The sequence below is a fragment of the Rhodococcus sp. YL-1 genome, assembly GCF_001942025.1.
Taxonomy (GTDB): Bacteria; Actinomycetota; Actinomycetes; order Mycobacteriales; family Mycobacteriaceae; genus Rhodococcus_F; species Rhodococcus_F qingshengii.
Genome location: NZ_CP017299.1, coordinates 3,962,214 through 3,980,442, shown reverse-complemented (window position 1 = coordinate 3,980,442; position 18,229 = coordinate 3,962,214). Strand labels below are relative to the sequence as shown.

Annotated in this window: 16 protein-coding genes; 10 read left to right on the top strand and 6 right to left on the bottom strand. The window is 63.1% G+C overall.

From position 1 onward, the window contains the following. Positions 1 to 88 precede the first annotated feature (88 nt). From BH682_RS18470 to BH682_RS18460, 3 genes are read left to right on the top strand one after another with little or no spacing between them, the layout of a single operon-like run. The gene (locus BH682_RS18470) at positions 89 to 4,936 is read left to right on the top strand and encodes an NAD-glutamate dehydrogenase (RefSeq protein ID WP_075833677.1); all 4,848 of its coding nucleotides are present in this window, start codon (positions 89 to 91) and stop codon (positions 4,934 to 4,936) included. Then, on the top strand, positions 4,933 to 5,352 hold the full coding sequence (locus BH682_RS18465; RefSeq protein ID WP_003944573.1) for an acyl-CoA thioesterase: 420 nt from the start codon (positions 4,933 to 4,935) through the stop codon (positions 5,350 to 5,352). Before BH682_RS18470 ends, BH682_RS18465 begins: the two co-directional genes overlap by 4 nt. Next, positions 5,345 to 6,031, top strand: coding sequence for a hypothetical protein (locus tag BH682_RS18460; protein ID WP_007730934.1), 687 nt, complete (start codon positions 5,345 to 5,347; stop codon positions 6,029 to 6,031). Before BH682_RS18465 ends, BH682_RS18460 begins: the two co-directional genes overlap by 8 nt. Before the next feature lie 27 nt (positions 6,032 to 6,058). Here the strand turns inward: BH682_RS18460 and BH682_RS18455 are convergent, their stop codons facing one another. Next, complete coding sequence (locus BH682_RS18455; RefSeq protein ID WP_075833675.1) at positions 6,059 to 7,657, bottom strand: glycoside hydrolase family 13 protein; 1,599 nt, start codon at positions 7,655 to 7,657, stop codon at positions 6,059 to 6,061. A 170-nt stretch (positions 7,658 to 7,827) separates the two neighbouring features. Between BH682_RS18455 and BH682_RS18450 the strand changes: the two genes are divergently transcribed. Continuing rightward, entirely contained in the window at positions 7,828 to 8,256 is a 429-nt protein-coding gene (locus BH682_RS18450) for a cupin domain-containing protein (RefSeq protein WP_223304541.1), read from the top strand. A 4-nt stretch (positions 8,257 to 8,260) separates the two neighbouring features. On the opposite strand, the gene BH682_RS18445 is transcribed toward BH682_RS18450, so the two are convergent. Further along, positions 8,261 to 8,668 carry a globin gene (locus BH682_RS18445; protein WP_003944464.1) on the bottom strand — a complete coding sequence of 136 codons (408 nt, stop codon included), beginning with the start codon at positions 8,666 to 8,668 and terminating at the stop codon, positions 8,261 to 8,263. Between the two features lie 182 nt (positions 8,669 to 8,850). On the opposite strand from BH682_RS18445, the gene BH682_RS18440 reads away from it, so the two are divergent. From BH682_RS18440 to BH682_RS18430, 3 genes are all read left to right on the top strand, one after another. Further along, positions 8,851 to 9,549 carry an HNH endonuclease gene (locus tag BH682_RS18440; protein WP_190287618.1) on the top strand — a complete coding sequence of 233 codons (699 nt, stop codon included), beginning with the start codon at positions 8,851 to 8,853 and terminating at the stop codon, positions 9,547 to 9,549. 118 nt (positions 9,550 to 9,667) lie between these two features. Beyond that, entirely contained in the window at positions 9,668 to 9,931 is a 264-nt protein-coding gene (gene ctaJ / locus BH682_RS18435) for an aa3-type cytochrome oxidase subunit CtaJ (RefSeq protein ID WP_007730943.1), read from the top strand. Next, positions 9,918 to 10,397 (top strand): DUF5130 domain-containing protein, encoded by a 480-nt coding sequence (locus BH682_RS18430; RefSeq protein WP_003944512.1) that lies wholly within the window; start codon positions 9,918 to 9,920, stop codon positions 10,395 to 10,397. The genes ctaJ and BH682_RS18430 overlap by 14 nt, the downstream gene beginning before the upstream one ends. A gap of 71 nt (positions 10,398 to 10,468) precedes the next feature. Here the strand turns inward: BH682_RS18430 and pepN are convergent, their stop codons facing one another. Both pepN and BH682_RS18420 read right to left on the bottom strand, forming a co-directional pair. Then, complete coding sequence (gene pepN, locus BH682_RS18425) at positions 10,469 to 13,048, bottom strand: aminopeptidase N (protein ID WP_075833671.1); 2,580 nt, start codon at positions 13,046 to 13,048, stop codon at positions 10,469 to 10,471. A 65-nt stretch (positions 13,049 to 13,113) separates the two neighbouring features. After that, on the bottom strand, positions 13,114 to 14,349 hold the full coding sequence (locus BH682_RS18420) for an NAD(P)/FAD-dependent oxidoreductase (protein ID WP_075833669.1): 1,236 nt from the start codon (positions 14,347 to 14,349) through the stop codon (positions 13,114 to 13,116). Between the two features lie 166 nt (positions 14,350 to 14,515). On the opposite strand from BH682_RS18420, the gene BH682_RS18415 reads away from it, so the two are divergent. Continuing rightward, the gene (locus tag BH682_RS18415) at positions 14,516 to 15,139 is read left to right on the top strand and encodes a DsbA family oxidoreductase (RefSeq protein ID WP_003944541.1); all 624 of its coding nucleotides are present in this window, start codon (positions 14,516 to 14,518) and stop codon (positions 15,137 to 15,139) included. On the opposite strand, the gene BH682_RS18410 is transcribed toward BH682_RS18415, so the two are convergent. Further along, on the bottom strand, positions 15,127 to 16,005 hold the full coding sequence (locus BH682_RS18410; RefSeq protein WP_075833667.1) for a M48 family metallopeptidase: 879 nt from the start codon (positions 16,003 to 16,005) through the stop codon (positions 15,127 to 15,129). The genes BH682_RS18415 and BH682_RS18410 overlap by 13 nt on opposite strands. Before the next feature lie 100 nt (positions 16,006 to 16,105). Between BH682_RS18410 and BH682_RS18405 the strand changes: the two genes are divergently transcribed. After that, positions 16,106 to 16,579 (top strand): ribose-5-phosphate isomerase, encoded by a 474-nt coding sequence (locus tag BH682_RS18405; RefSeq protein ID WP_003944571.1) that lies wholly within the window; start codon positions 16,106 to 16,108, stop codon positions 16,577 to 16,579. Between the two features lie 15 nt (positions 16,580 to 16,594). Further along, a complete protein-coding gene (locus BH682_RS18400) occupies positions 16,595 to 17,392 on the top strand; it encodes an Fpg/Nei family DNA glycosylase (RefSeq protein WP_075833665.1) in 798 nt (265 codons plus the stop codon). Here BH682_RS18400 and BH682_RS18395 read toward each other — a convergent pair. Continuing rightward, entirely contained in the window at positions 17,389 to 18,165 is a 777-nt protein-coding gene (locus tag BH682_RS18395; protein WP_050654637.1) for a hypothetical protein, read from the bottom strand. The genes BH682_RS18400 and BH682_RS18395 overlap by 4 nt on opposite strands. Positions 18,166 to 18,229: the final 64 nt, after the last annotated feature.

The window sequence follows — 18,229 nt, the reverse complement described above, 5'->3', positions numbered from 1 at the left end:
CAGTTCACCCTAGGTACTGGTTGCCGCGGCTAGTCTCGAGTCAGAGATTGGTCGCGGCGATCAGAACCCACAAGGATGTGAGCCAGCAATGACAGACCGTGTACGGCAGCAGGGCACAGGCCTCGACGAAGCGACGTTGTTGACGCGTCTTCGCGAGGCCTTTTTCACGCATATCGACGAGGGTGACAGCGACGACGTCATCAACGGTCGATCGGATCGAGTCCTGCTCGCGCATCTTGCGCTCGGGAGGCAGCGGACCCCGGGCACGGCCGTATGGCGTGTGTACCGCCCGTCAGGATCCGAGGGTCTCGGCGCTGCCGTCCAGATCGTCACCGACGACATGTCGTTGCTCGTCGAGTCCGTTACCGCGATGCTCAACCGACAAGGTGTGGGAATCAGTCAATTCGCCCATCCGATCCTGACGGTTGAACGCGATGACTCGGGCAATCTGATGTCCTTGGGCGACAGCGGTATCCAAGAATCCTGGATGCACGTCCAGTTGGACTCCGAAGTCGAGGATTCCGCTCTCGACGCGATCGAAGCACACCTCGGCAAGGTGCTCGCAGACGTCCGCCAGGTGGTTGGTGACACCCCGGACATGAAGGCGTTGCAACTGCGCGTTGCCGACGAGTTGGAGAGTGCCGCAGAAACTGCCTCCGGGAGGATCACCCCCGAAGAATTCTCCGACACCGCCCGGCTGCTGCGGTGGATGGCGGACGGAAACTATGCCGTGCTCGGATACCGGCGATTCGAGGGTACGAAGGACGGTTCACGCACGGTCGCCGGCAGTGGACTCGGCGTGCTGCGCTCCGACGCGGTCACCGAAGGCCCGATGAGTTTGCCTCCCGTCGCAGATCTCCCGGATCGACCGCTTCTGGTCCTGACGCAGGGATCGTTCCCCGCCACGGTGCACCGCGCCGTCTACCCGTACTTCGTGGGTGTCTCGATCCTCGACGACGAGGGAAACATCGTGGGGGAGCACAGATTCCTGGGTGTGTTCACCGTGGTCGCACTCCACGAGAACGTCCTCGCGATTCCTCTGATCGAGCGCCGCGTCCGCGAAGTCATCGCGCGTGCCGGTGTCGACCTGCATTCGTACTCCGGACAGGCGATGCTCGAGGTCATCCAGTCGTTCCCACGCACCGAGTTGTTCTCGAGCGACGCCGAGACCTTGTTCGAGACCGTCCACGCCGTGCACAGCATCGGGCTGCGTCGACAGGTGCGACTCTTTGTCCGCGAGGACACGTTCGGACGGTTCGTATCCTGCTTGGTGTACCTACCCCGCGACCGGTACACGACGCGGGTGCGACTGGCGATGCAAAACCTGCTGTGGCGCGAATTCGGACCAGGCACAGTCGATTACACCGCCCGGGTTACCGAGAACGATCTTGCGCTGTTGCACGTGACGATCCGGCGCGATCCGGACAGTGAGCCGGTTCATCTGGATGTCTCCGAGGCCAACCGCGAGCGAGTTCAGGCTCTGTTGACCGAAGTCAGTCGTAGCTGGGACGACCGCATCAACGACCTTGTTCGTGAAAGTCCAGGTGTGGATCCGGAACTGGTGCAGCGGTATTCGCGGGTGCTTCCCGATGGATACAAGGAGGACTTCGAACCGTCACGCGCGTTGGCCGACATCGCCAGACTCGAGGCGTTGGCGCCAGGCGCGATCGACGTACTGCTCTATCGTGCTGTGGACTCCGCGCCCGGTGCCTGGCGCTTCACGCTCTTCGTCGGCGGCGACGGTATCTCGTTGAGCCAGGTGCTACCGGTGCTGCAGTCACTCGGCGTCGAAGTTCTCGACGAGCGGCCGCACGTCGTGCAGCGACTCGACGGCGTTCAGTGCTGGATCTACGATTTCGGATTGTCGGTACCGGCGGATCTTCGGGCGTCGGTCGAGATCGACCTCGATGCGCAGGTGCCGCTCGAGACCAGTACCGCCCCGCTGACCGAGGTCCAGAAGCGATTCACGGCTGCATTCGGTGCAGTCTGGTTCGGCCGGGCCGAAGCTGACCGATTCAACGAGTTGGTGCTGCGGGCCGGAATGTCCTGGCGGCAAGCCGTGGTGCTGCGTGCTTACGCAAAGTATCTGCGCCAGGCCACATTTCCATACAGTCAGTTCCACATCGAAGGAATCGCGCTTACACACCCGCAGACCGCGTTTGCATTGGTGCAGTTGTTCGAGGCGATGTTCGACCCCGAGAAGCAGGACGACATTCGCGTCGCCGAATTGGACGAGCAGTTGCGTGCGTCCATCGACGAGGTACTCAGCTTGGATGCCGATCGCATTCTGCGTGGAATGTTCTCCTTGGTGAAGGCGACCTTGCGAACCAATTTCTACGTCGTCGACGCCGATGGCCGCTCTCGCGACTACCTGTCGGTCAAGCTCGATCCCTCACGGATCAGCGAGTTGCCCAAGCCGCGGCCGGCTTTCGAGATCTACGTGTACTCGCCCGAGGTCGAAGGCGTCCACCTGCGATTCGGCGCAGTCGCGCGCGGCGGGCTCCGCTGGTCCGACCGGCGCGAGGATTTCCGCACCGAGGTGCTCGGCTTGGTGAAGGCTCAGGCCGTCAAGAACGCGGTGATCGTGCCGGTCGGCGCCAAGGGCGGCTTCGTCGTGAAGAATCCGCCTCTGCCGACGGGTGATCCGGCCGTTGATCGAATGGCGACGCTGGAAACCGGCAAGGCCTGCTACACCACGTTCATCTCCGGATTGCTCGACATCACCGACAACGTGCACGCGGCTACCGGCGAAGTTGTGACGCCGGATCGAGTGGTGCGCAAGGACGATCAGGATCGCTACCTGGTGGTCGCCGCGGACAAGGGCACGGCGACGTTCTCGGATCTCGCCAATTCGGTTGCCGCCAAGTACGACTTCTGGCTCGGCGACGCGTTTGCCTCCGGTGGCTCCGTGGGATACGACCACAAGGGCATGGGTATCACCGCTCGCGGCGCCTGGGAAAGCGTCAAGCGGCACTTCCGCGAACTCGGGGTCGACACGCAGACGCAGGATTTCACGACGGTAGGCGTCGGCGACATGAGCGGAGACGTGTTCGGCAACGGAATGCTCCTCAGTCGGCACATCCGTCTGGTGGGCGCGTTCGACCATCGACACATCTTCCTCGATCCGAACCCGGATGCAGCGAGCTCGTTCGTCGAACGTCAACGACTTTTCGAGTTGCCACGGTCGTCATGGGCCGACTACGACAAGAGCCTGATCAGTGAAGGTGGCGGCGTCTGGGACCGCACGGTCAAGTCGGTTCCGATCGCCGAAAGCGTCCGGATCGCACTGGGTCTGGCCGAGGGGGTCACGAAGCTCTCGCCGCCGGAATTGATGCAGGCGATTCTGTCGGCACCGGTGGATCTGCTGTGGAACGGCGGAATCGGTACATACGTCAAAGCGTCGACCGAGACCAATGCGCAGGTTGGCGACAAGAGTAACGACGCCGTGCGTGTCGACGGTCAAGATCTGCGGGTCAAGGTGATCGGGGAGGGCGGCAACCTCGGCGTCACTGCTCTGGGAAGAATCGAGTTCAGCGCCAGCGGCGGTCACATCAACACCGACGCCATCGACAACTCGGCCGGCGTCGACTGCTCCGATCACGAAGTGAACATCAAGATTCTTCTCGATTCGCTCGTGCGTTCGCAGTTACTGCCCACGCAGGAACGGAATCCGTTGCTGGCGTCGATGACCGACGACGTGGCGGCGCTGGTGTTGGCGGACAACATTGCTCAGAACGCGCTGCTCGGAATCTCCCGCGTGACCGCTTCTCAGATGCTCGGTGTTCACCGCCGTCAGTTGACGGATCTGACCAAGGCACGTGGCCTTGACCGCAAGCTCGAGGCGTTGCCGACCGACAAGGAGATCGAGCGTCGACTCGAGGCCGGTGTGGGTCTGACGTCGCCGGAATTGGCGACGCTGACGGCGCACGTCAAGCTTTCACTCAAGGACGATCTGCTCGCAACCGAGTTGCCGGACAACGATTTCTTCGCCCAGCAGATCCCGCAGTACTTCCCGACCGCTGTTCGCGATCGGTTCGAAACGGAGATCAAGGCACACCCGTTGCGGCGGCAGATCGTCGCGACGATGCTCGTGAACGAAGTGATCGACAACGGCGGAATCACGTACGCCTACCGCTTGGCCGAGGAGACCGGAGCGAGCAGTACCGACTCGATCCGTGCCTACGCCGCTGTGCGAGAGGTGTTTGCGCTCGACGAGGTGTGGTCGCGAATCCGCTCGGCGGGCGTCAGTGCAGAGATCGAAAACGAGCTGATCGTGGAGTCGTGCCGCTTGCTCGACCGCGCGTCGCGGTGGTTCCTGGCCAATCGGCCCCAGCCGATCGCCGTCGGCGCCGAGGTAGCGCGTTACTCGGCGGCGTATCGGGCGACGGCACCTCTGGTTCCGGGGATGCTTGCGGGCCATCAACTCGACGATCTGCTGGTGCGGGCTCAATCGGTGATCGATCGCGGGGCTCCGGAAGCGTTGGCGCTGGACGTGTTCCGACTGCTCGACGTCTACTGCCTGCTCGACATCGCGGATATCGCCGACATCGCAGATCACGACATCACCGAAGTCGCGGAGCTGTACTACGCCTTGGACGCGCATCTGGGAATCGACTGGTTGCTGAGCGCTGTCTCGGGACTCGAGCGCGGCGATCGATGGCACTCGCTCGCGAGGCTCGCGTTGCGAGACGACCTCTACAGTTCGCTTCGGCAGCTGACGATGGAGGTTCTGGCCGGCGGCGAGCCGGGGGAGTCGCCGCAGGAGAAGATCGACGAATGGGAGTCGACCAACGCCTCGCGTCTGAGCCGGGCGAGGGCAGCTCTCGTCGAGATCTTCGAGTCTGGGACGCTTGACCTCGCGACGCTCTCGGTGGCGGCGCGTCAGGTTCGTAGCATGGTGCGCAGCATGGGCACCCGATCGGAGGTAGGACGTTGAGCGAAGGATTCCACGCCGAAGTTGTGGTTCGGTGGTCCGACATGGATGCCTTCCAGCACATCAACCACGCACGGATGGTGACGTTGCTCGAAGAGGCGCGGATTCCTTGGTTGTTCGAAGACTCGCGCCCGACGGTCACCCTGCGTGACGGGGCCGTGATTGCCGATCTCCATGTGCGGTACCGCGGCCAACTGCGGCACGACGATTCGCCGCTCGACGTCTTCATGTGGGTGGAAAAGGTGCGCGCGGTGGACTTCACCATCGCGTACGAGGTTCGCCCCCGCGGTGCGGATCTCAGTGTCCCGCCGTCCATCGTGGCGTCGACTCAGATCGCGGCCTTCGATATCGACACTCAACGTTTGCGTCGCCTCAGCGGGCCCGAGCGCGAGTACTTGGAGAGCTGGCAACGTGCATGAACGTGTACTGACCGTGCCCGAGGAGGCCGAGCGAAAGAACTTGGCCGGCTTCATCGGTCATGCCTTGCGTTTGGACGAGTCCACGGTCATCCGGATGCGTCGACGCGGAGATGCTCACCTGAGCGTTTGGGCGTCAACGGGTTTCGACGCTCTCGCTACGCGAACCGTGGCGGGCACCATCAACCCTGACGACACCTCGGCTGCCGGCGATCAGTTGCTCTCGGCGGTGGAGCAGGCGACAAGTGAGCTGATCGATCCGGGGTTCGCCATGGATTCGGCGTGGCGTGGGGCGTTGCCGCCGATGGACGGCTTCGAGCACCTGGACGACGTACCCGCCCGGGTGCTGATCGAACTGGCGCAGCGGGGCAACGCCTTGGCACTGGAGCATGGAAGTAGTCACGGTCCGCCGGCGTCGTTGCTCGATCAGGACGTGCTCGAGGTCAGTGGTCCGTCCGGCACGGTCGGGATCTCGATGCGGGTTATTTTTGCCTTGACCGCAATGGGATTCGTTCCGCACGCCGGGTCCGAGGCGATGACCGCCGACATCGACCTCGAGCAGATCGACGCCTCGGAACTGGTTCGGGTGCGGGCGAGCAAATCCTGGGTGCGGCTCGATGCACGGTTCGGTTCGATCTACCGTCACCGCGGTGGTTCGATACCGCTGATGGTCGCACGATAGGAGTTCAGGTGGCGGGTGCGTGTTCTCTCAGATCAGCCACGCCGCAGCGTTGACGGGTAGTTGACCGTCGACGAGTGGTGCGCTGCTCAACAGCAGCTGCCCGTTCGGCAGTGCGATCGGCACCTCCGTGGTGTTGAGAGCACAGATCAGACCACCGCGTCGACGGAAAGCGAGGCAGCCGGGGGGACTGCCGTACCAATCGATGTCGGCGCCGGAGAACTCCGGCCTGGCGCTACGAAGTTCGAGGGCGGCGCGATAAAGCGAGAGCATCGAGTCGACGTCCTCGATCTGCGCCTCCACCGTGAGTGTCGACCACTCGCGTGGCATCGGCAACCAGGTGCTCGCACCGGTGGTGAATCCGAACGGGGGTTCGCTTCCTTCCCACGGAAGGGGCACTCGGCAGCCGTCGCGTCCTCGCTCGGCATGTCCGGATCGTTCCCAGACCGGGTCCTGTAGTGCCTCGTCGGGCAGGTCGACGTTCGGCAGGCCGAGTTCGGCTCCGTTGTAGATGAAGCTCGCGCCCGGAAGCGCCAGTTCGACGAGGATCATCGCCCGTGCGCGTTGGGTTCCGATCTCACCCCCGCCGTAGCGCGTGACTTCACGTTCGACGTCGTGATTCGACAGCGTCCACGTGGGCACACCCCCGACCTCGGCGACGGCCGCAAGAGAGTTCTCCACGGCCTCCCGGACGGACTCGGCGGAGAATTCGGTTTCTGCAAGTCGGAAGTTGAATCCGAGATGCAGTTCGTCTGGCCGGATGTATTCGCCGAACTTCTGGTTGTCCTTCACCCAGATCTCGCCGACGGTCATCGCCTCCGGGAACTCGTCCATGACCTTGCGGATGCCGCGGTGGATTTCGTGAACTGCCGGGTTGTTGAACCGCGGGTCGTCGTCGGAATTGCGCATGAGCTCGTTGAGCTCCCAGTCGTGGTCCGGCAAACCGTCGGGCTTGGCCATTCCGTGGGCCACGTCGATGCGGAATCCGTCGATTCCGCGCTCGAGCCAGAAGCGCAGAGTCTTGGCGAGGTCGTCGAAGACCTCGGGGTTGTCCCAGTTCAGGTCGGGCTGTTCCTTGGCGAAGATGTGCAGGTACCACTGGCCGGGTGTTCCGTCGGCTTCGGTGACACGGGTCCACGCCGGGCCGCCGAAGATGCTCGGCCAGTTGTTCGGCGGTTCGTTGCCGTTCTCACCTTTGCCGTCTCGGAAGATGTAACGGGATCGCTCCGCCGAATCGGGCGCCGACGCCAGGGCTGCCTTGAACCACTCGTGCTGATCACTCGTGTGGTTCGGGACCAGGTCCATCGTGACCTTGATTCCGCGTTCGTGGGCTGACGTGATCAGCGAATCCATCGTCGCCAGATCGCCGAACAGGGGATCGATGTCGCGAGGATCCGAGACGTCGTAGCCGTGGTCTGCCATCGGTGACTTCATCACCGGGCTCAACCAGATTGCATCGATGCCGAGCAGTTCGAGGTAGCCGAGTTTCTCCTCGACTCCGCCGAGGTCGCCGATACCGTCGCTGCCCGAATCGGCAAAAGAACGCGGATAGATCTGATAGAAGACCGCCTCGTTCCACCACGGGGCTTCGGGCCGGCTTACAGAGGACGAATCCGCGGGGGTGCTCACAGCAGTTCATAGTGCCAAACGTCTGGCACTCTCACGACTTGGACACGGCAAAAGCGTGACTCTTTACCTAGCCTTGGTGTACTTTGCATTCACGCGGTGACACCATGTGGCAACTTTGGTGTTACTGCCGGGGGAGAAGTATTCGGGAATTCAACCAAGGGGGCTTGGCCTTGACTTTGTCGGCAATCGAAGCGGTCAGTTTGGATCATGTACTGCTCGAAGATGATCCCATCAACCGCGACTGGATAATCTTCGGCACACCGGTTGCACGGTCGGCGCAATGGTCGGCGAGTAAAGACGGGACCACGACTACACACGTCTGGGATTGCACGAAGGGGCGCTTCCGCTGGTACTTCCACGCGGACGAAATCGTGCACATCATCGAAGGGTCGGTCACCGTTCAGGCCGACGGAATCGCCGAGCGAACCCTGAGTGTCGGCGATGCCGCACTCTTCCGTGCGGGCAGTTGGTCGGAGTGGGAGGTCGAAGAGTACGTGCGCAAGCATGCAATCTTGAGTTCGCCCCTGCATCCCACGGTGTCGTTCGGGGTACGAGCAGTCCGCCGGGTCGCGCGCGTGGTCAGGCCGAAGGCTAGGTAGACGGTCAGATAGCGGAGTTCACCATGGACGCGGCAGCCATCTCCATGTAGTCGATCAACTGCTTGCGGTGCACCGGGCTCAGAGTCTTCTCGTCGATGGACGCGATGGCGACGTGCATGCACCGCAGCCACGCATCACGCTCGATCGGGCCGATCACGAATGGATTGTGGCGCATCCGCAGACGCGGGTGTCCACGCTCCTCCGAGTACGTGTGCGGTCCGCCCCAGTACTGCTCGAGGAACATCCGCATCCGCCGCTCGGCCGGGCCGAGATCGGCCTCGGGGTAGAGCGGGCGCACAACCTCGTCCTTCGCGACCTCTTCGTAAAATCGCGCGGTGAGCTTGTGAAACGTCTCGGCTCCGCCGACGGCGTCGTAGAAGGTCTGCTGCACGTCGTGCTGTACGTCATTCATGGCAAGTTCCATTGTGCCTGACGGCCGTAGTGGTCGGTTTCCGGGTCGACGACGGTTGTATCGAGTCGGAGTGCGTACCCATTCACCGGAAATTCACCGGCCGTCCTGGCAATTTTGTTCGAAATGGGAGTGCGTAACGCGATCATCCGTGGTCAACTTGGGGGCAGTCTCCCGGAGGTCGTATGAAGAACCGACATGCTGCACGCAATCACCGACAACTCCAGCCCACTAGCGCGCGGAACGACCACGCGTTAGGGGCTGTTCTGGAAGTTGTTCCTGACGGGTTCGCGCACACTACCGACCCACTCTTTTCCGACGCGCATTCTCACCTCGAGATGTTCCCTCCCGATCGCGTCGTCCCCGAGTGGGTGAAACGTCGGGTGCTACTGCTCAACGTCACGTACGAACCGCTGACCGCCCTTCCTGCCAGGCGCGCGGTCGTACTGATGGCCTGCGGCAAGGCCGATACCGTCCACGAGGACGAACAGGGCCCGGTAGTCCATTCCGCGGACTGGTCGGTGCAGGTTCCCTCGGTCATTCGATTGCGCACCTACGTGCGCGTTCCATATCGCGCCCGCATCCCCATGACTCGTGCCGCGCTGATGCATCGTGACCACTTCCGATGTGCGTACTGCGGAGCCAAAGCCGAAACCATCGACCACGTCGTTCCTCGCAGCAGAGGTGGCGGGCATTCGTGGGAGAACTGCGTCGCGTGCTGTGCCCCCTGCAATCACCGCAAGGCAGACAAGATGCTCAGCGAACTCGGATGGACCCTCCGTGCGGAATTGGTCCCGCCGTCAGGACCTCACTGGCGTCTGCTCGCGGCGACCAAGGAATTGCATCCGGCGTGGATGCCGTATCTCGGCGTGGGCGCAGCCTGAGCAATGTGTCGGCGTGGGCGCAGCCTGAATTGAGTTCTAGCGTCACCGAAACGAAATTGCCCGAGAATTTGTGGCCCTGACGCTTTCCTTCCTGGCGTTCTGGGCTACGTTATCTGGTGTGAGCATTCTCGAGGTAGTACTGATATACGTTGGGATTCCGGCCTTGATCACCGCGTTCTTCGCGGCTGCGTCCTTCCTCGGGAAGAAGACGCCGGGACCGGTTCCGCCGGCGTTCCATCTCGGTGAGTCGTGGGATCACGCTCCCGTGCTGTGGAGTGCTGTCGACGAGGTCACCGTTCGCGGTGGCCATCACGGCAGTGCACACGCAATCGAAGCCGGTTCGGCTGATCTGATCGGAGGGTCCGCAAGTGGCAAGTGGTGATCATTCGACCGCGCTCGCAGTAGCGCCCGAGGACCTGCCCGTCGGCAGCGTCGTCACGTCCAGTGGACGCGTATCCGGTGTGCATCGCATCGGCGAGCCGTTCACCGACGATCTTCCGTTCGAGACCATGGATCTGGTCGCGCTCGACGTCGCGATGACCGAAGCGACGCGGGCCACCAAGGTGCGGTTCAACGCGTACGTCGGTGATCTCGGTTCTGATCCGGCAGCGGGTGCCGACGCATTGTTCCCGACCACGCCCGAAGCCGAGCGTTCCGTCCTGATCGCCGTTTCGCCCAACCAGCGCACCGTCGAGGTTCGCAGCGGTCGGGCAATCGCCGATCGGGTCACCGATCGTGTTACCCAGCTCGGAGCAACGGCAGCTGTTGCATCCTTCAGTGAAGGCAACCTGATCGACGGACTGATCAGTGCCATCCGCGTTATGGCAGCCGCAATTTCAGCGCCGTAACTGTTTGTCAGACGCAGGCCGGTGCCCGCGCCGATTCGTGAGAATCGACGCGGGCACCGGCCTTTCGCATGTCAGCTCGCGTCGAACTTTCGTGCTGCGAGTGAACGAACCACGCCGGCCTGGCCTTCGACGACCAGGCGACGCAACGCGGGAGGGATGTCGCCTTCGAGGAACCGGTCTGCTGCCGCTACGGATTCGTCCGAGATCGACCACGACGGGTACAGCCCGATGACGACCGTCTGTGCCACTTCGCTGGAGCGTCGTTCCCACACCGCCGCGATATCGGCGAAGTAGCGGGAGACGAAGGGCTCGAGCAATTCGTCCTGGCCTTCGCGAGCGAACCCGCCGATGATCGATCGCGCGGTGATGTTGGGCACGGAGTCGTCGCCGACGACCTTTGCCCAGACCTCTTCCTTGACAGCGACCTGCGGACGTCCGGCCGCGGCCGCCGCGGCTTGACGAGCGCCCGCAGCGGTCGGGTCACGCTGAGCTTCGGCGTCGATGAACGGAGTTGTGGTTCCTTCGGCGTCGATCTCACCGGCGGCCGCGAGTGCCCCGACGATGCGCCAGCGCAGGTCCGTGTCGACGATCAGGCCGTCGAGCCCAACGGTGGAGGGATCGGCGTCGAGCAATTCGCGCAGTACCTCGGTGTGCCACGGGGAGAGTGCTGCGCCGGTGAGTGCGTTGACGAATGCCAGCTGGTGGTCGGACCCGGCCTCTGCCTCACGTGCGAGTTCGAGCAACCGATTGGCGAAGCTCGCCGCGCCTTCGGCCTCGGCCCAGGCCGGATCTGCGTAGGAGCCGATGGCGGTTTGGGCTTGGAGCAAGAGACGTTGCACCACACCGACTTCGGTCTCCGAACTGATGCCGCGCTCGACCAGCGCGACGAAGTCGCGTGCCTTCAGTTCGGCTTGACGGGTCATTTCCCACGCCGCCGACCAGACCAGGGTGCGGGGGAGTGAATCGGTGATGTCGCCGACCCGCTCGATCGCCGTCGCCAACGATTCGGGATCGAGTCGCACGGAGCCGTAGGTGAGATCGTCGTCGTTGACCAACACGAGTGCACCGCGGGCGACGCCGACAAGTTCGGGGACATCCGTGCTTTCCACAGCATCGAGGTCGAGTTCGACGCGATGGCTTCGCACCAACTTGCCGTCGACGTCGTCGTAGATGCCGATGGCGATCCGGTGGATTCGACGCTCGCCGGCGCCTGGTGCAGCACCGTCCTGCAGGACGGCGAAGCGGGTGAACTTTCCGTCTGCGTCGACATCGAAGTCGGGGCGCAGGATGTTGAGGCCGGTGGTCTTGAGCCACTGCCGACCCCAGTCGGAAAGGTCACGGCCCGAGGACTTTTCGAGTGAGCCCAGCAGATCGTCGAATGTTGCGTTTCCGAATGCGTGCTCACGGAAGTACTCACGCAGTCCGGCGAGGAACGGCTCGAGTCCGACGTATGCCACCAACTGCTTGAGGACGCTCGCGCCCTTGGCGTAGGTGATGCCGTCGAAGTTGACCTCGACGGCGGCCAGGTCCGGAATGTCCGCGGCAATCGGGTGCGTCGACGGCAACTGGTCCTGGCGGTACGCCCACGACTTCTCGACGTTGGCGAACGTCGTCCAGGCGTTCGTGTACTCCGTGGCCTCGGTCTGGCACAGGACCGAAGCGAAGGTCGCGAACGACTCGTTGAGCCACAGGTCGTCCCACCACGCCATCGTGACGAGGTCGCCGAACCACATGTGCGCCATTTCGTGCAGGACCGTTTCGGCGCGACGTTCGTACGAGTAGCGGGTGACCTTGGAGCGGAAGACGTAGTCCTCGAGGAATGTCACGGCGCCGGCATTCTCCATCGCGCCGGCATTGAATTCGGGGACGAAGAGCTGGTCGTACTTACCGAAGGCATAGGGAACACCGAAGTTGCGGTGGTAGAAGTCGAATCCCTGCTTGGTCTCGGTGAAGAGCCGCTCCTCGTCCATGAACTCGGCCAGTGAAGCGCGGCAGAAGATTCCGAGCGGGATGTCGCCGTGCTCGTCGGAGTAGTTGTCGGTCCACTGCGCGTAGGGACCGGCGATGAGCGCCACCAGGTACGTGCTCATCTTCGGGGTGGTCCGGAAAACGTGCTTGCCGGGATCGGCGGCGAGGGTCTCGACGACCGCGGAGTTGGAGATGACCTTCCACGACGTGGGAGCGGTGACGCGGACGTCGAACGTGGCCTTGAGATCAGGCTGATCGAAGCACGCGAACATGCGCTTGGCGTCAGCCGTCTCGAACTGTGAATAAAGGTAGACGGCGTCATCGGTCGGGTCGACGAATCGGTGCAGCCCTTCGCCGGTGTGGGAGTAGATGCAATCGGCCTCGATGACCAACTCGTTGTCGGCAGCGAGGTCCGGCAGGCTGATGCCAGTCGACTCGTCGTAGCCGGAGACGTCGAGCGCGGTGCCGTTGAGGACCGCGGAATGGACTCTGGCCGCGACGATGTCGATGAAGCTGCTTGCTCCGGCCGTGGCGGTGAACGTGACGGTGGTCTTCGAGGAGAACGTCTCCTCGCCGGGTGCGTCTTTGCCGTCGGTGAGATCGAGTTCGATCAGGTAGTTCTCGACGGTCAGGATTGCTGACCGTTGCGCTGCGGTTTCGCGTGTCAGGTTCGGTGCGACCACAAAGATCTCCTCGTAGATGGTGCGGATCTATTACGTCCATCCCATCACGAAGAGAACGACTTCACTCAAGCGGACACTTCTGCCAGCGGAATCTCCGGGTCGGCCAACCGCTCCGGATCGACGGGACGCGAAGACGCGACCAATTCCTTGATGGCGTCACCGGCATCCCAGATGTTCACGTTCATGCCGGCGAGCACCTTGTTCGCGGAATCGAGCCAGAATGCCAGGAACTCGCGCTTGTCGACGTCGCCGCGAGTGACGACACTCGAGTAGCCGCCGTGCGGTGCGTGACCTACGTATTCCATTCCGAGGTCGTACTGATCGGTGAAGAAATACGGCATGCGGACGTACTCGGCGGGCCGTCCCAACATGGTCTCTGCGGCCGTCTCGGGTTGGTTGAGTGCGTTTGCCCAGTGCTCCACCCGAATTCGTGCATTCAGAATCGGATGCTGTGCGGCCGCGATGTCACCCACTGCGACCACGTCGGGGTCGCTGCTCTGCAGACCGGCGTCGACGAGAACCCCGTTCTCGACGTCGATACCCGCCTCCGATGCCAACTCGGTGTTCGGCAATGCGCCGACAGCGATCAACACGGCGTCGGCCGGAATCACGGTTCCATCGCTCAAAGTGACGCCCGAGGCGTGACCGCCGTCGACAGAGATTGCAGTACCGTCCGTGCCGGTGCGTAAGTCCACCCCGTTCTGGCGGTGCAGCGCGGCGAAGACCTCACCCATTTCCGGGCCGAGGGTCGATTCGAGCGGAAGGCCGGCATGTTCGAGCACGGTGACCTCGACGTCGAAACCGCGAGCCGACGCGGCAATTTCGAGGCCGATCCAGCCGGCACCGACCACGACGAGCTTCTTGTCGGCGGCCAGGGTGCGCAGCAGCGCGGCGGCCTGATCGACTGTTCGCACGTAGTGAACGCCCTCGGCGTCGGATCCCGGGATGTCGAGGCGCCGCGACCGCGAACCGGTGGCCAAGGCGAGCTTGTCGTAGCTGATCGTGGAACCGTCCGGAAGTGACACGGTGTGCGCAGCGGGGTCGATGGCCGTTGCCGTCGTTCCCGGGCGAAGATCGATGCGATGGTCGCGAAACCACTCGCCGTCGTGGACGGTGAATTCGGGGAGTGTCTTCTTGCCGGCGAAGAACTCTTTCGACAGCGGCGGACGCTCGTACGGGAGGTGGTCTTCTTCACTCAATACGGTGATCTCACCGTCGAAATCTCTGTCACGCAGGGCTTCTGCGATCTTTGCGCCCGCGAGCCCGCCGCCGACGATCACGAATCTCCGGTTGGTGCTCATTACTGAACCACTCCTTCGTACTCGTTTCTTTTCGACACTACTGCGATCGGGAGGTGGTTCGGGGGAAAGCGCGGGAAGGATTGCGGGTTCATGATTGTTGGCAGAACGGGAGTATGTCCCCGAACTGATATGACCTGACCGACATGAACTGATAGGGAGTTTCTTCGTGAGCGCAACCTCGAGCAAGACCACGGACACTGCTGACTTCTGGTTCGATCCGCTCTGCCCGTGGTGCTGGATCACCTCACGCTGGATTCTCGAGGCCCAGCAGGTACGCGACATCGAGGCCAAGTTCCACGTGATGAGCCTTGCGGTTCTCAACGAGGGCCGTGACCTTCCCGACGAGTACCGGGAGATGATGACCAAGGCCTGGGGCCCGGTCCGTGTCGCCATCGCTGCAGCGCAGCTGAAGGGTGACGAGATCCTGCTGCCGCTGTACACGGCTATGGGGACGAAGATTCACAACGAGGGCAACAAGGACTTCGCCGACGTCATCAAGTCGTCCCTCGCCGAGGTCGGCCTGCCACCTGAACTGGCCGAGGCCGCCGACACCGACAAGTACGACGAGGCTCTGCGCGAGAGCCACCACAAGGGCATGGACGCCGTCGGACCCGACGTCGGAACCCCGACGATCCATGTCAACGGCGTGGCGTTCTTCGGCCCCGTGCTCTCACGCATCCCGCGCGGCGAGGACGCAGGCAAGGTGTGGGACGGCGCAGTCGCGCTGGCCGGCTACCCCCATTTCTTCGAGCTCAAGCGGACCCGCAACGAGGATCCTCAGTTCGACTGAGCGGCAGTGAGCGCCGGATTTCGGTAGAGCTGACCCGGCCGGAAGAACAGAGGCCCTGAGTGCGTGCGGTTGCGAAGTGCAGCCGCACGCCAGGTCAGCACCGGATGCGACGACAAGATGTTGACGAACCACGGGAAAAACCCGGATTCGAGTGTCGCCCGATCGGCCAGTTCGTCGAACCCGACCAGACCCACCAGATACTTTCCCGCGCCGAGGACGCCCATCGCGCCCGGTGCACCCTGCGGACGCATGTGAAAGCCGAAGTTGTCCGCCGTGTACTCCATGGAACGCGACAGTGAAGACCCGATCACCGGAATGTAGTTCGACGCGAACTGTCCCCACTGGCGCCAGTACGACGCATGCCCGGCAGCGATGTGGCCGACCTCGTGGCCGATGATGAATGCGAGCGCATCGGGCTCGCGTGCCTGCCCACCGACTTCGAACAGGTCGCTGTAGACGACGACGAAACGGCGAAATCCGTGCCCCGACGCGAACGCGTTGATCCGTCCGTTCCCCAGCACGACGTAGGCATCCGGCGGAGTTTTCATGCCGAACCGTGCCGCAGCCTCGGCAACCAGCTGATACCCCTCCGGAAACTGTGAAGGCGTCATCTTGATTCCGTTGACCTGTTGCGATCCGTACAGCTGACCTCGCGCGAGGAACAGCAGGATCGGAGCCGCGAGCACCACGAGGATCCACGTCGACAGATCACCCGCAGCGATCAGAACGATCGCCACCACATAAGTGACGACCGTCGTCAGCACCGCGAGCACGAGTAGCGGGATTTCCCACGGGTGGCGAACGGCGTCACTGCCCGGTGACACACGGAGGGCGGGTGCAGCGGCCTGGCCGTTGACGGGGTACATGGGCACCACGATAGGTGTGCTCGCGCGGCGATGCGTGTTCCTGAAAGTGTGACGTCGACCCGGGTGCGCCCGGCTGGTCGGGCCTGAGAGAATTGTCGCCATGCGCGTATACCTGGGTGCCGACCATGCCGGATTCGAACGTAAGAACGAGATCATCGAACACCTGAAAGCGAACGGCCACGAGGCCATCGACTGTGGTGCTCACGAGTACGACGCCGTGGACGACTACCCGGCTTTCTGCATCGAAGCCGCAAAGCGCGTCGTCGCCGACGAGGGCAGCCTGGGAATCGTCCTGGGTGGCAGTGGCAACGGCGAGCAGATCGCAGCGAACAAGGTTCCCGGCGCACGGTGCGCTCTCGCTTGGAGCGTCGAAACGGCGAAGCTGGCCCGCGAGCACAACAACGCTCAGCTGATCGGCATCGGTGGACGTATGCATTCCCTGGAGGAATCGCTTGCCATCGTCGACGCTTTCCTCGCCACCGCATGGTCGGGTGAAGAGCGCCACCAGCGTCGTATCGACATCCTGTCCGAGTACGAGAAGACCGGCGTCGCACCGGCTCTGCCGCAAGCCTGATCCGAAAGTTGTTTCGTGCCTGAAGGTCATACCCTGCACCGGCTGGCACGGTTGCATGCCCGCAAGTTCGTCGGTTCACCGGTCCGCGTCCTCAGTCCGCAAGGCAGATTCGCCGAGGACGCGCGCCTGGTGGACGGACACGTACTCACGTCCTCGGAGGCCTGGGGAAAGCACCTCTGGCACACGTACGACAACGGTCTGACAGTTCACGTACACCTCGGGTTGTACGGAAAGTTCACCGACGCCACCCTGCCGATGGAAGAACCGGTAGGCCAGGTCCGGATGCGAATGGTCGGTGCCGACTTCGGCACCGACCTTCGTGGTCCCACCGCCTGCGAAGTCCTGCTACCTCCTCAGGTCGCCGCGATCGAGGCCAGACTCGGGCCGGACCCACTGCGCCGCGACGCGGATCCAGAGAAGGCCTGGTTGCGAATCTCCAAGTCCAAGAAGGCAATCGGCGCCCTGCTGATGGACCAGGCGGTCCTGGCGGGTGTCGGCAACGTCTATCGCGCCGAACTTCTCTTTCGTCACGGAATCAACCCTGAACGACCGGGGAATCTCGTTTCTCACGGCGAGTGGACCGCCATGTGGGCAGACCTAGTCGAATTGATGAAAGTCGGCGTCAGACGGGGGAAGATGCACGTCGTTCGCGCCGAGCACGACAACGGAGATCCGGCGTACGCGAAGGATCGTCCGCGTACCTATGTCTACAGAAGAGCAGGATCGCCGTGCCGCGTGTGCGGCACACCGATCCTGCATTCCGTCATGAAGGCACGAAACCTGTTCTGGTGCCCGGTGTGTCAGTCGGCTTAGAAGTCGAAGCCGCCGAAGTCCCCGCCGCCCCCGAAATCCATTCCGCCTCCGTCGCCACCAGACCAGTCGCTTCCGCCGTCAGCGGTGTAGTCCGTGTTGTCGATACTTCCTTGGTCGGCGCCGGGATCACCGGCGTCCATACCCTGATCTCCCGAGTCACCGGAGCCTGTGTCGGCGCCGGGATCGCCACCCTGGGCGAAAGCCTCTGCGCCGTAAGGAACCCCGGCCATGCCGGAGAACATGGTCGAGAACAGCATCATCGAACCCAGACCCCAGGCGCCGGCGACGAGTGCAGGCTTCCACCAGGGTTCGGAGTACCAGCCGGCCGGGACCGGGCGTCCGGCGACTCGGCCACCGGGGTAGTAGTTGGGTGTGTGCGACGACGGATTGGGTGATGCGGCGACCTTGCGGCCCTCGAATTCGACCTCACGGTCTTCGGTGACCGAACCGGCAGCCTTCTGTCCGTCGATGGAAGGAACTTCCGGTCCCGGATCCATGCCCATCGCCACCCGTGCCGCGCGGATGTAGTAAAGCCCTTCCAGTGCAGTCTGTTTCGCGAGACGTGCTTGGACCGGCGTTGCGGCCTGATCGATCTGCGAGCCTGCGGCGTTGTACCGTTCGGCCGCGTCGGCGAGGGCTTGGCGCGACGCGTCGTCACTGCCGGTCAGGTTGTAGACCTGACCGCCGAGGCGTTCGATCGCCTGCCGGGCATCGGCTTTCGCATCGTCGAGTTGTGTTGCGCTGTGGCCGGAACCGCGTTGCTGGCTTTTCATGACCAGAAATACGACTACGGCCAGAACGACGAGTATGAGAAGAATCGTGGTCACGAGTGGCCTC